Annotated in this window: 11 protein-coding genes; 7 read left to right on the forward strand and 4 right to left on the reverse strand. The window is 70.6% G+C overall.

Features of this window, described 5'->3' with window-relative positions; genetic code table 11:
- Nucleotides 1–33 precede the first annotated feature (33 nt).
- Entirely contained in the window at nucleotides 34–753 is a 720-nt protein-coding gene (locus tag ACFVAE_RS06545) for a DUF6882 domain-containing protein (protein ID WP_378889357.1), read from the forward strand.
- Nucleotides 754–793: 40 nt separating this feature from the next.
- Nucleotides 794–1,342, forward strand: a complete 549-nt coding sequence (locus ACFVAE_RS06550) for a hypothetical protein (RefSeq protein ID WP_378889360.1) — start codon at nucleotides 794–796, stop codon at nucleotides 1,340–1,342.
- Here the strand turns inward: ACFVAE_RS06550 and ACFVAE_RS06555 are convergent.
- Entirely contained in the window at nucleotides 1,305–1,850 is a 546-nt protein-coding gene (locus tag ACFVAE_RS06555) for a DUF4188 domain-containing protein (protein WP_378889363.1), read from the reverse strand. The two genes, ACFVAE_RS06550 and ACFVAE_RS06555, sit on opposite strands and share 38 nt — an antisense overlap.
- Nucleotides 1,851–1,915: 65 nt before the next feature.
- On the opposite strand from ACFVAE_RS06555, the gene ACFVAE_RS06560 reads away from it, so the two are divergent.
- A complete protein-coding gene (locus ACFVAE_RS06560) occupies nucleotides 1,916–2,491 on the forward strand; it encodes a TetR/AcrR family transcriptional regulator (RefSeq protein WP_378889366.1) in 576 nt (191 codons plus the stop codon).
- 32 nt (nucleotides 2,492–2,523) lie between these two features.
- Nucleotides 2,524–3,612 (forward strand): N-formylglutamate amidohydrolase, encoded by a 1,089-nt coding sequence (locus tag ACFVAE_RS06565; RefSeq protein ID WP_378889368.1) that lies wholly within the window; start codon nucleotides 2,524–2,526, stop codon nucleotides 3,610–3,612.
- Nucleotides 3,613–3,622: 10 nt separating this feature from the next.
- Here the strand turns inward: ACFVAE_RS06565 and ACFVAE_RS06570 are convergent, their stop codons facing one another.
- The 3 genes from ACFVAE_RS06570 to glyA all read right to left on the reverse strand — a co-directional run bounded on the left by ACFVAE_RS06570 (nucleotide 3,623) and on the right by glyA (nucleotide 7,336).
- Nucleotides 3,623–4,966 carry an anaerobic C4-dicarboxylate transporter gene (locus tag ACFVAE_RS06570; protein WP_378889371.1) on the reverse strand — a complete coding sequence of 448 codons (1,344 nt, stop codon included), beginning with the start codon at nucleotides 4,964–4,966 and terminating at the stop codon, nucleotides 3,623–3,625.
- 81 nt (nucleotides 4,967–5,047) lie between these two features.
- Nucleotides 5,048–5,935, reverse strand: a complete 888-nt coding sequence (locus ACFVAE_RS06575; RefSeq protein WP_378889374.1) for a bifunctional methylenetetrahydrofolate dehydrogenase/methenyltetrahydrofolate cyclohydrolase — start codon at nucleotides 5,933–5,935, stop codon at nucleotides 5,048–5,050.
- Nucleotides 5,936–6,061: 126 nt separating this feature from the next.
- Nucleotides 6,062–7,336, reverse strand: coding sequence for a serine hydroxymethyltransferase (gene glyA, locus ACFVAE_RS06580; RefSeq protein ID WP_378889376.1), 1,275 nt, complete (start codon nucleotides 7,334–7,336; stop codon nucleotides 6,062–6,064).
- A gap of 222 nt (nucleotides 7,337–7,558) precedes the next feature.
- Here glyA and ACFVAE_RS06585 point away from each other — a divergent pair, with 222 nt between their 5' ends.
- The 3 genes from ACFVAE_RS06585 to ACFVAE_RS06595 all read left to right on the forward strand — a co-directional run bounded on the left by ACFVAE_RS06585 (nucleotide 7,559) and on the right by ACFVAE_RS06595 (nucleotide 12,778).
- On the forward strand, nucleotides 7,559–9,070 hold the full coding sequence (locus ACFVAE_RS06585; protein ID WP_378889379.1) for a family 20 glycosylhydrolase: 1,512 nt from the start codon (nucleotides 7,559–7,561) through the stop codon (nucleotides 9,068–9,070).
- Nucleotides 9,067–10,233 (forward strand): N-acetylglucosamine-6-phosphate deacetylase, encoded by a 1,167-nt coding sequence (nagA, locus tag ACFVAE_RS06590; protein WP_378889381.1) that lies wholly within the window; start codon nucleotides 9,067–9,069, stop codon nucleotides 10,231–10,233. The genes ACFVAE_RS06585 and nagA overlap by 4 nt, the downstream gene beginning before the upstream one ends.
- A gap of 409 nt (nucleotides 10,234–10,642) precedes the next feature.
- Nucleotides 10,643–12,778 carry a sigma-70 family RNA polymerase sigma factor gene (locus tag ACFVAE_RS06595; RefSeq protein ID WP_378889384.1) on the forward strand — a complete coding sequence of 712 codons (2,136 nt, stop codon included), beginning with the start codon at nucleotides 10,643–10,645 and terminating at the stop codon, nucleotides 12,776–12,778.
- The last annotated feature ends 38 nt before the right edge of the window (nucleotides 12,779–12,816 follow it).

The following is a 12,816-nucleotide window of genomic DNA, read 5'->3' on the forward strand; positions in this document are numbered from 1 at the left end:
GCGATTCATAGCGTCCAGGCGCACACTGAGTGCATGACCTTCGATGCCCTGCGCCCGCTCGCCGCCCGGGCGGCACTCTTCTCCGCACTCCGCCAGGACCAGTTCGTGATGGCCGTCGACGCTCTCGGCGAGCACCGGTGGGACGCCGACCTGAATGCGGGGACGATCACCTTCACCTCGGTCGCCGATCCGTCGCGCCGCATCGCCGCGACCGCGCACCTCATCGCCTCGGTCGCGCCCGAGGCCCGGTCGGTGCTGTGGGGCTGGGCGCACCCGATGGGCGCGCCGGACGGCATCGCCGTGAAGCTGCGCGACTACGGCTCGCAGTACGGCCTGCCCGCGCTCGCCGAGGGCGAGACGCCGTTCCCCGAGGGCATCGCCGACGTCGACGCCTGGGTGATCGACGCCGCGCACGTCGTGGGCGGCGTGGCGGGCGAGCTCACCGGTCGCGCTCCCTACTTCGCCGCGGATGCCGGTGCCGGCACGCGCGTGGTCTTCGTGCTCGACGGGGTGCTCGGCCCGCTCACGGTCGCCGACGCAGTCATCGCACTCCCCCGCATCCTCGCGTCGACTGAGCTGCCCGACCCGCGCACCTCGGTGTGGGATCTCGCGCGGCTCGCCGCCTGGAACCTGCAGTGGACCGATGACGCGTTCACCGGCGCGACCGTGACGGATGCCACGGGCTCTGCGACGTTCCGCTTCGACGAGCGCGCACGCATCGCCGGGATCGAGAGCTCCCTCGTCGCGGCCTGAACCGCTCCCTCCGCGGGGTCCTGTGTGCGAAGCTGGGCGCATGCGAAACGCCATCGTCCGCTTCGCGGCGCTCTACGTGTTCAACGTCGCCGTGCTGCTCGTGCTCGGCCTGGTGCTGCCGTCGGTGCAGGTCGGCTGGAACGCGCTCTGGGCGTCCGTCATCCTCACCGTCGCGGCCCTCGCGCTGAAGCCCTGGCTGCTCAGGCGCTTCCGCTCCTCTGCCGCGAAGTCCGCCGATGAACGGTCCGGCTTCGGCGAGAAGCTCGTGCAGTATGCGATCGTCTTCCTCGTCGAGCTGATCGTCTGGGTGGCGACCGTCCTGCTCAGCGGCGTGTCCGTGCGCGGATTCTTCTGGGGCTGGGTGCTGCCGCCGGTCGTGCTGCTGATCGGCTGGGTCATCTACGACCGCTTCGACGACCGTCTTCGGGCGAAGGCCGGCGAGGTCTACGACGCCACCTCGGCGAAGATCACCGGCAAGTCCGCCCCCGCAGCGCCGACGGCGCCGGACTCGCCCGCCACGAAGGCCGGCCGGGCGGAGCTCGACGACGGGCTCACCCCTGAGCAGCGCCGGATGCTCGAGGACCTCTGAGCCCGGCGGCCGCCACGCCGCCCTCACCGGACGCCCGTCCCAGTCGTTGACGCGCGGTCTTCATCCCGGGTCCGACCGGCACGTGCGCCGTCGCTGCCGCGAGGCCGAACGCCGGCATGTCGACGTAGACGGCCTCGAGGTCGGCGACGGGAACCTGGTAGGTCTCGTGCCAGACGCCCACGCTTCCCGTGCCCTGCAGAGTGCGCATGAAGTCGCGCCAGGGCTGCAGGTGCGGTGCATCGCGGTCTGCGGCGAAACGCTGCAGGTGCTCCGGGCTCTCCCAATACGACAGCAGCAGGGTGGTCCGCCCGAACCAGCTGTGCGCACCGAGCATGCCGGCATCGGGATGCGTGGCGAGATGACGCAGCATGGGCGCCATCCTGCTCGCCGTCCACCCGACCCTCCCGACCTGCCACCAGCGGTTGGCGCGCATGCCGATGAGGAACACTGTGATGTCGGTGCGATCCGGCGCCGCGGTGAATCGTCCGGGGTACACGTGCTGAGCCATGATCTCTCCTCTTCCACAAGTTGTGTAACGCTGTTATGCAACAACGTTACGATAGGATGTCGTCCATGGCAAGACCGATCGCGCACACCGCGGAGCTCCGTGACCGCCTGCTCGACGTCACCGCCGACATGGTCGACGCGAAGGGCCCCGAGCGCATCAGCCTGCGCGAGATCGCACAGGCGGCCGACACCTCGACCTCGGCCGTCTACGCCCTGTTCGGCGGCAAGACGCAGCTGCTCGTCGCGGTGATCGATCACGGCTTCACGTCGTTCGGCATCGCCCAGGCGGAGAGCGAGTCCTCCGGACTCCGCGCTCTCGGGCGGGCCTATCGCTCCTGGGCGAAGGCGAATCCCGCGCTGTACCGGCTGATGTTCGGCGGAGCGATCACCGCCGCAGCGGACTGCGACACCGACAAGGACGCCACCGCCGGCGCGATGGCCCCCCTGGTTCGCACGCTCGCCCTGCGGGTCCCCGAAGCGCAGGTGATGCCTGCCGCGATGACCGTGTGGGCGCAGGTGCACGGTGCGGTCAGCCTCGAGCTCGCCGCCGTCGCGCCCGAGGTGGATGATTGGGACGCCGTGTACGACGCCGTGCTCGACGCCGTCGAGCGAGCGTTCCCTCCCACGGCGCCGTCCGCCTGACAGCCCGCGCCCGCTGGTCGTAGAGTGACGCCATGAGCACTCTGGATCTCATCCCCGCCGGCCGGACGTTCACCGAGGACGACATCGTCGTCTACGCCGATCGCGAGAACCGCTCGCTCGACGAGGCGATCCGCGACGCCGATCTGCTCATCAGCGCCCCGCACGCGGGGGCGGCGATCCCCGAGGAGATCGCCGAGTTCCTCTCCCCCGCTCTCACCCGTCGGCTGCAGTACGACTTCACGGATGTCGCGACCGATGCGATCGTCCGGCGCTGGGCTTCGCAGGATCCCCGTGTGGTGGCCGTGCTCAACCCGCATCCGCGCCTGGTGCGCGACCCGAACCGCGCGAAGCCCGCCGACGTCGCAGCCGACCTGTCCGCGGCCATCGCCCGCACCGCGGAGGCCGGCGCCTGGCAGCGCGTGGACCTGACCGGCGTCGACGCGATCCGCCCTGTGACGTTCTCGTTCTTCCCGATCCTCGAGGTGCCGAGCACCGAGGCCGAGCTGCATCGTCTGGTCGGCACCTTCGTCGAGGTCGCCGAGCGCGGTCTCGGCGTCTACGAGCGCATCCGCGACGACCTCACCGAACGGTTCCTCGCCCGCGGCCTCGAAGGCGGCGGGCGCTTCACACGGCTGTCGTTCCACGACACCATGAACACCACGACAACGCGGGACGGCGCGGTGAACGTCGCGCGCGACGAGAAGGATCGGCTGCCGCAGGTCGTGGCGCTCTCGAACCGCGGCGACGGCCGCGGCGAGGAGCGCACCCCCGACGACCCGCCCACGATGGACCCCGCGCGCCTGCGCCGGCTGGCGGAGGCGCACCGCGCGGGGTTCGGGGTGGCCGACCCTGCCGATGTCGCCCTGAACAAGCCCTACCTCGGCAGCCAGGAGATCCTCGCCGCCGGCGCCCGCTTCCGCGAGGTGGGCGAGCAGGCCCGCGCCGCGGGTCTCGAGCTCGACGCCGTGCAGGCCGAGTTCCTGCGCGAGTACCTGCTCGGCGACGCGGCCGTCGGCGAACTGCACCGGCCCGGCACGGAGTGGATCGCAGAGGACCCCGCTCACGTCGACGCCGTCGCGACATCCTGCCGGCGGGCGTGGGACCTCTACCGCGACGCGTGACCCGAGGCGTTCACCCGCCCCAGAGCAGCCCGAACAGAGAACCGGCCGCGATCGTCGTCACCGCGAGGATGAGCGACGGCAGGAAGAACGAGTGGTCGACGAGCTTGGTGCCGAGCTTGGTCGTGCCCGAAGTGTCGAAGTTCGCCGCCGCGATCTGCGAGCCGTTCGTCGGCAGCACGTAGATGCCCGCGAAGGCGCCGGCCCACATACCCGACAGCACGCCGAGCGGGATGCCTGCGGCCAGGCCGATCGGCACGATGGTGCGCGTCGCAGTGGACTGGCTGGTGGTGAGCACGCAGACCAGGAAGACGCCGAGCGCGAAGACCCACGGGGCTGCGGCGACGAGTCCGCCGACCGTGTCGGCGATCAGCTCCGCGTGCGCAGTGAGGAAGGTGTCGGTCAGCCAGGCCAGACCGAACAGCGCGATCGCCGAGACCATGCCGGCCCGGAACACCGTGGCCATCGGCACCTCGGCGACCTTGGGCCGTGACACCAGCAGGATGACGGTACCGGCGAGCAGCATGACGATCTCGATGATGGGGGTCATGCCGATCGGCGCACCGTCCGCGTCGACCGGGCGGAGTCCCTTGAACAGACCGAAGACGACGATCACCAGCACACCGGTCAGGAAGATGATCGCGGCGTTCCGGCCGGCCTTGGTCACGGTGACCTGCGCCTTGACCTCTGCTGCGTCTCCGCTCGGCGGGGCGAGTGTGCCTGCGGCGATCTTCGCCTGCACCTCGGGGTCGTCCGCGAGGTCCTTGCCGAGCCTGTTCACGACCAGAGACGAGAGCACGATGCCGACGACGGCTGCGGGGATCGTCACCTTGAGGATGTCGATGAGCTCGAAGTCGTAGGGCGCGACATCCGTCAGCGTGACCATCGCCGCCATCGCCGCCGAGACGGGGCTGCAGGCGAGCGCGACGCCGGTCGCGACGACCGAGAGCGACAGCGGACGCGACGGGCGGATGCCGTTGCGGTAGGACAGGTCCTGGATGACGGGCAGCAGCGGATAGAGGATGTTCGAGGTGCCTGCGCCGACCGAGAACAGGAACGACACCAGCGGGGCGACCAGCGTGATCTGCTTCGGGTTGCGGGCGATGAGCTTGGCTGCGACCGAGACCATCCAGTCGATGCCGCCGGCGACCTGCATCATCGACGCGGCCACGACGACCGCGAGCACGATGAGCAGCGCGTCGACGGGCGGCGAGCCGGGCACGAGCCGGAACCCGAACACCAGGATCGCGACGCCCGCGCCGCCCCACAGGCCCAGACCCACACCGCTGGAGCGGGTGCCCATCACGATGCATCCCAGCACGACCAGCAGCTGGGCGATGAAAAGGACGACCTCCATGACGGCTCCCCCCGACGCGAACGGCGTGATTCGGGGTCAGCCTAGCGGTGCGGGCCCCGTCCGCACACGCATACGAGGCGCTCAGCCCTCGGCGGCTGCCCGCTCCGCCGCCTCGACGACGTTCGTCATGAGCAGCGCGACGGTCATCGGGCCGACGCCGCCGGGGTTCGGCGAGATGAAGCCGGCGACGCCGGCGACATCCGGATGCACGTCGCCGTAGACCTTGGACTTCCCGGTCTCGGCATCCGTCTCGCGTGTGACGCCCACGTCGAGCACGGCGGCGCCGGGCTTGACGTCCTCGGCCCTGATGAGGTGCTTCACCCCTGCGCCTGCGACGATCACGTCGGCCATGCGGAGGTACGGCGACATGTCGGGGGTGCCCGTGTGCACCTGCGTGACGGTCGCGTTGATGACGCGGCGCGTCAGCAACAGCCCCATCGGGCGGCCGATGGTGACGCCGCGGCCGACGACGACGACGTGCTTGCCGTTCAGGTCGTAGTCGTTGCGCAGCAGCAGTTCGATCACGCCGCGGGGCGTGCACGGCAGCGGAGTGTGGATCGGCCCGTTGACGTTCAGCACCAGGCGCCCGAGGTTGGTCGGGTGCAGGCCGTCGGCGTCCTTGGCCGGGTCGATCCGCTCCAGGATCGCGTCGGTGTCGAGGTGCTTCGGCAGCGGCAGCTGCACGATGTAGCCGTGGCAGGCGGGGTCGGCGTTGAGGTCGTCGATCAGTGCCTCGACCTGCTCCTGCGTGGCGTCCGCCGGCAGCTCGCGCTGGATCGAGTTCATGCCGATCGCCTCGGACTGCCGGTGCTTCATCCCGACGTACAGCTGGGATGCCGGATCGGCGCCCACCAGCACGGTAGCGATGCCCGGAACGACGCCGCGCTCGCGCAGCGCCGCCACCCGCTCCGCCAGCTCGTTCTTGATCGCCGCCGATGCGGCCTTGCCGTCGAGGATCTTCGCGGTCATGGTGCGTCCTTTCCCGGTGGGCGTCCTTCGTCTCGTCGCTTCGCTCCTCGCTCAGGAGCCGGTTGACGGCCGGCTCCTGAGCGAGCGGAGCGAGACGAAGGGCGTCCGCTACGTATGCGAGAGGTCTTACTGCTGCAGGTCGGGGTACAGCGGGAAGGCTGCGGCGAGCGCGTCGATGCGGGCGCGCAGGGCGTCCACGTCGGCACCGGGCTGCAGCGCGAGCGCGATCACATCGGCGACCTCGGTGAACTCGGCGTCGCCGAATCCGCGGGTCGCGAGCGCCGGGGTGCCGATGCGCAGGCCGGAGGTCACCATCGGCGGGCGCGGGTCGTTCGGCACCGCGTTGCGGTTCACGGTGATGTGGATGTCGTGCAGCAGGTCCTCGGCCTGCTTGCCGTCGATCTCGGCGTCGCGCAGGTCGACCAGCACCAGGTGCACGTCGGTGCCGCCGGAGCGCACGGCGATGCCGGCATCCTTCACGTCCTGCTGCGAGAGGCGGTCGGCGATGATCGCGGCGCCGCGCAGCACGCGCTCCTGACGCTCCTTGAACTCCGGCGTGCCGGCGATCTTGAACGCCGTCGCCTTCGCGGCGATCACGTGCATGAGCGGTCCGCCCTGCTGGCCGGGGAACACGGCCGAGTTGATCTTCTTCGCGATGTCGGCGTCATTGGTGAGGATGAAGCCGGAGCGCGGGCCGCCGATGGTCTTGTGCACGGTCGACGATACGACGTGGGCGTGCGGCACGGGGTTCGGGTGCAGGCCCGCGGCGACGAGACCGGCGAAGTGCGCCATGTCGACCCAGAGCAGAGCACCCACTTCGTCGGCGATCGCACGGAACGCGGCGAAGTCGAGAGTGCGCGGGTACGCCGACCAGCCGGCGATGATGACCTTCGGCTTGTGCTCGATGGCCAGGCGGCGCACCTCGTCCATGTCGATGGTCGAGGTCTCGGGGTTCACGCCGTAGGCGACGATGTCGTAGAGACGGCCCGAGAAGTTGATCTTCATGCCGTGGGTGAGGTGCCCGCCCTGGTCGAGAGAGAGGCCCAGCAGGGTGTCGCCGGGGCGGGCGATCGCGTGCAGCACGGCGGCGTTCGCGGTGGCGCCGGAGTGCGGCTGGACGTTGGCGAACTCGGCGCCGAACAGCTCCTTGGCGCGGGCGATCGCCAGCTCCTCGGCGACGTCGACCTCTTCGCAGCCGCCGTAGTAGCGACGACCGGGGTAACCCTCGGCGTACTTGTTGGTCAGCACCGAGCCCTGCGACTGCAGCACGGAGACCGGCACGAAGTTCTCGGACGCGATCATCTCGAGGTAGGTCTGCTGGCGCTTCAGCTCACGGTCGAGGACCTGGGCGATCTCGGGGTCGACCTCCGAGAGAGGCGCGTTGAAGAAGCGGTCGGTCATGGCGTATTCCTGCTTTCTCACGGGAAAAGGGGATGGTTTCGCATCGGCCCAGGCGCGCGGTCGATTCCCATGAGAAGTCGCTCCCCGGTGGTGACCCACCCAGACGCCAGTCGCGACGAGGAAGAGCCTACCGGATGGGCGCGTCGGAGGATGTCGGAATTCCGTGGAATACGCACCGCCTGGGGCTCCCCCTGCGACGCGCCGTCAGGATAGATTTTGTTCATGGCCCTTCCTGATTCCCTGCCGCTCGTCCCGTACCCCTCAGACGTCCGCAGAGAGGAGGGCGTCTTCCCCCTGGCATCCGCACGCATCGCCGGCGACTCCGTCATCGCCGGGCAGCTGCGCGACGGCGTCGTCACGCGCACCGGCATCCGTTCGCAGGTGGTCGGCGAGGGAACGGACGCCGAGATCGTGCTGTCCCTGGATCCCTCCGCGGGCGGGGCCGAGGCCTACATCCTCGATTCGCTGGGGAGCAGCATCCGCGTCACGGGCGCCGATGCGGCCGGCCTCTTCTACGGCACTCGCACCCTGCTGCAGCTGCTGCACGAGTCGGATGCCGGGTGGGCGGTGCCGCGGGTGCGCATCGAGGACGCCCCGCGCTTCGCCTACCGCGGCGTGATGCTCGATGTCGCACGCCACTTCTTCGGGGTGGAGGACGTGAAGTCCTACATCGACCGTGCAGTGGACCTGAAGTACAACCACCTGCACCTTCACCTGACCGACGACCAGGGCTGGCGCCTCGAGATCGACGCCTGGCCGCTGCTCACCGAGCGCGCGTCCGGCAGCGACACCACCGGCGGCACCGGCGGTTTCTTCACGAAGGACCAGTACCGCGAGATCCTCGCCTACGCCGCTGACCGGCACGTGACGGTGGTGCCCGAGATCGACCTGCCGGGGCACACGCACGCGGTGGGCATCGCCTACCCCGATCTGGTCGAGGAGCCCTGGCTCAGCGAGCAGTCCATCGCCGAACAGGCGGCGCTCGGCATTCCGCTGCCGGTGCACGGCGAGTTCTACCGCGGTGCCGCGGTGGGGCACTCCTCGGTGCGCATCCACGAGGAGCGCACCTACGACTTCATCACCGACGTGCTGCGCGAGGTCGCCGAGATCACCCCCGGCCCGTACCTGCACATCGGCGGCGACGAGTGCCTCGGCACGCCCGCGGCCGACTTCGCCCTGTTCTTCGAGCGCGTCAGCCGCATCGCGGCCGACACCGGCAAGACTCCCGTCGCCTGGCACGAGGCCGGCGCCGTCGCCGGCATCGCGGAGGGGACGATCGGTCAGTACTGGGGCAGCGTCGAGCCGAAGGGATCGCATGCAGCGGAGGCCACCCACTTCGTGGAGCGCGGCGGCGCACTGATCATGTCGCCCTCGGACCGCACCTACCTCGACATGAAGCCGACACCGGACTTCCCGCTGGGGCTGGTCTGGGCGGGCATCGTGCCGGTGCGGACCGCGTACGAGTGGGAGCCGACCGCGGTCGTGCCCGGACTGGCCGACGACGCGATCCTCGGCGTCGAGGCCCCGCTGTGGACCGAGACCGTGACCACCATCGCCGCCGCCGACACTCTGGTGTTCCCGCGCATCGCCGCGCACGCAGAGACCGCCTGGTCGCCGAAGGAGGGCACGGAGCGCACCTGGGAGTCGTTCCGCACCAGGGTCGCGGGCCTCGCCCCCGCGTGGGAGGCTTCGGGTATCGAGTTCACCCGTTCGGAGGAGATCGCATGGGCATGACCGAGAGCTCCGCACAGGGTTCGCTGCTGATCCACTCCGCGCGGCTGGTGAACGACGGCCTCATCGCCGATGACGCCTGGGTGCTCATCGAGGACGGCCTGGTCGCCGAGCTGGGCATCGGCTCGGACCGGCCCGACGCCGAGAGGATCGTCGACGCGAGCGAGGTCGCCGGCCCCGGTGCGATCCTCACGCCGGGGTTCATCGACATCCACGGCCACGGCGGCGCCGGCGCGACGTTCGACGACGGCATCGCCGCCATCCGCACCGGCCGCGACATGCACCGCTCGCATGGCACCACCCGTGCCGTCATCTCGCTGGTGACCGGATCTCTCGACTCGCTCGCGGCTCGGGTGGGCGAGATCGCCGACCTGCGCGAGACGGACGCCGACATCCTCGGCAGCCATCTGGAGGGGCCGTTCCTGGACCCCGGCCACAAGGGCGCGCACGACCCCGAGCTGCTGCGCGAGCCGACCGCCGGCGATGTGCAGCGACTGCTCGACGCGGGCCGCGGCACCGTGCGGCAGATGACGATCGCACCGGAGCTGCCCGGCGGGCTCGACGCGGTGCGCGTCGTGGTCGCGAGTGGAGCGGCCGCCGCGATCGGCCACACCGATGCCGACGACGACACCGTGCGGGCGGCGATCGACGCCGGTGCGTCGATCCTCACCCACGCCTTCAACGCGATGCGTCCGATCCACCACCGCGAACCGGGTCCGGTGCTGACGGCGGCGGCAGACCACCGTGTGACGATCGAGGCCATCGTCGACAACATCCATCTGCACCCGAGCGTGACGAAGCTGATCTTCGACGAGGCGCCGGGCAGAGTCGCGCTGATCACCGACTCGATGGCCGCGGCAGGCTCCGTCGACGGCGAGTACTCGCTCGGAGGGCTGCACGTCACCGTGCTCGACGGCGTCGCGCGCGTGGACTCCGGCTCGATCGCCGGCTCGACACTGACGCAGGATGCTGCGCTGCGCAACGCCGTCGCGGCGGGTGCGACGCTCTCCGAGGCGGTGCGCGCGCTCACCGAGACTCCGGCAGCGGCCATCGGCTTCGACGAGGAGCTCGGCGCGCTGCGCCCGGGGATGCTCGGCGACGCGGTGCTCCTGGATGCCGACCTGCAGGTCGTGCGGGTGTGGACCGGAGCGCGCACCGCGCGCTGACCCCGGAGACGGAGCAGGCCGTCGCACCCCAGATGCGACGGCCTCAGTCCCTGTTCGGGCCAGGTCCCCAAAGTGAGAGCCGGTGGGGCCCGGGAGCTCCTCCCCCGAGGACCCCGAGCCCACCGACCGGCGCATTACCCCTGCACCGGCTGCCGTCCGCACCGCCCCCCGGTGGCACGTGCGACATGCTCTATGGATGAGACGACGGTCCACGCGTTTCATTACGCGGGTTCTGCAGAAACTTTTCCGGGAGATCGATCAGCAGTTCCCGGGAGTTCTCCCCAGGGCTTTCCGAATCGCGGAGTTGGGGTCAGAATGGATGAGGCGCGTGACGATTCCGGAGTTCACGCGTCTCTTCCTGTGAGACCGCTCCCGCGGACCGGGAAGCCCGACAGCCTTGGAAAGATCTGTGCACGACGACACCACTGACGATCTGACGGCAGATGCCGACCTCGTCCTCCGCACCCGCTCGGGTGACGCCGAAGCGTTCGGCGAACTCTGGCGTCGGCATTACCCCTCCGGCATGGCGGTCGCCCGCTCGATCACGTCCACGATCGATGCCGACGACCTCGTGCAGGAGTCCTACGCGCGCATCTACCAGGCGATCCTCAAGGGCGGCGGGCCGAACGGCTCATTCCGCGCCTACCTCTTCACGAGCATCCGCAACACCGCCGCGGCCTGGGGGCGTTCCCGTCGCGAGACGGCGATCGACGAGCTCGACACCGTCGTCGACCCTGCCAGCACCGACCAGGCCGCCGAGGAGGCGCTCGACCGGGGTCTCACCGCGCAGGCGTTCCGCAGCCTCCCCTCGCGCTGGCAGGAGGTGCTGTGGTACTCCGAGATCGAGCAGATGAAGCCGGGAGAGATCGCCCCGCTGCTCGGCATGAAGGCCGGCGCCGTCTCGCAGCTCGCGTTCCGCGCCCGTGAGGGTCTGCGCGAGGCCTGGATCCAGGCGCATCTGCGCAGCGCCGAGCCCGGTTCGGACTGCCAGTGGACGATCGAGCACCTCGGCGCCTACTCTCGCGGAAACCTCGGAGTGCGCGACCGCAAGCGCCTCGAGGCGCATCTGGACGACTGCGCACGCTGCATGATCGTCGCCGCCGAGGCGAAGGACGTGTCGAGCCGACTGGCCCTCGTGCTGCTCCCGCTCGTGCTCGGCATCGCCGGTGCAGGCGGCTACCTCGCCTCGCTGCAGGGTGGCGGAACCCCGATCGTGGCGCTCGCCGCGATGCCCTCCGGCGTCGTCGAGGGAGCGGTCGTCGCCGGTGGCACAGCGGCCGGTGCAGGCACAGCCGTCGCCGGCTCCGGTCAGGCCGGCGGAGCAGCCGGTTCCTCAGCGTCCGGCGGATCGCTCACCGGCATCGGTGCGCTCGTCGGTGCGGGCTCCGCGGCGCTGATCGTCGCCGGGGTCGTCGCCGCGGTCGCTGTCGTCCCCGGCATGCTGAACGGCTCCCCCGCGACCTCGCAGCCCTCGGCCGGCGACAACGATCCGTCGTCCATCTCGTCGGAGGTCGCCCCAGACAGGTCGGTGCTCGACCAGCAGCCCGTCGTCATCGAGGTCGAGGACCAGGCACAGCCGGTCGAGCCGCCCGCGCAGGATGTCGACGCTCCGACCGCTCCGTCCCCGGATGCGTCTTCTGCTCCCGCGCCGACGCCGCCGGCCGCGCCCGCGGAACCCGCTCCGCCGGTCGGCCCCACCCATCCCGGGCCTAAGCCGGGAACGGATCCCGGAACCGACCCCGGCACAAACCCCGGAACAGACCCGGGCACAGACCCCGGCACCGACCCCGGCACCGATCCTGGAACAGACCCCGGCACCGATCCTGGAACAGACCCCGGCACCGATCCTGGAACAGACCCCGGCACCGATCCTGGAACAGACCCCGGAACCGATCCTGGAACCACCGACCCGGCCCCCATCGTCCGCGGTGATGTCTCGGTCTGGTACGAGGGGACGAAGATCCACTACAGCGTTGCGATCACCGGCACGCCGAACGCGGTCGTCCAGGCCTGGATGGACGGCAAACAGCGCGGTGGAGACGAGATCACGCTCGACGCGCAGGGCAACGGGACGGTCGACCTCCGGCCGAATCTGCGGCAGGCGCTGGCCGGAGTGAGTCTCGACCTGCGGTATCTGGTCGCCGGGGTGCCCGGTGAGTGGTCGTCCAGCCGCCTGTCGCCGGGAGTCATCCCGACCGACGCCCCTGTCGCTGCACCGGCCGCAACGGACGCCACGGCAGAGACGGCCAAGGTGCTCGAGACCGCCGCCCCCGCAGCGGGAGCCTCGGTGCCGGCGCCTCCCGTGCCACCGACTGCGCCGACGGAGGCGACGGCGACACCCATCGCGCCGATCGAGGAAGCGCCTGCGGCTCTGCCTGCTTCGGCACCGGCCGCGGCAGCACCTGCCCCCGCACCCGCACCCGCACCGGCACCGGCTGCGGCAGCACCGACGGACGATGCCTCTCGGCCGGCTGCGCAGGCGCCCGCCGAGCCCGATATCGCTGCGGAGCAGGCGCCCGCCGTCGACGCCCCTGCCGCGCCCTGAGCCCTCGGTCCCGTCGGGACGACGCACCGACGAGAACG

The sequence above is a fragment of the Microbacterium sp. NPDC057659 genome (assembly GCF_042799915.1).
Classification (GTDB): domain Bacteria; phylum Actinomycetota; class Actinomycetes; order Actinomycetales; family Microbacteriaceae; genus Microbacterium.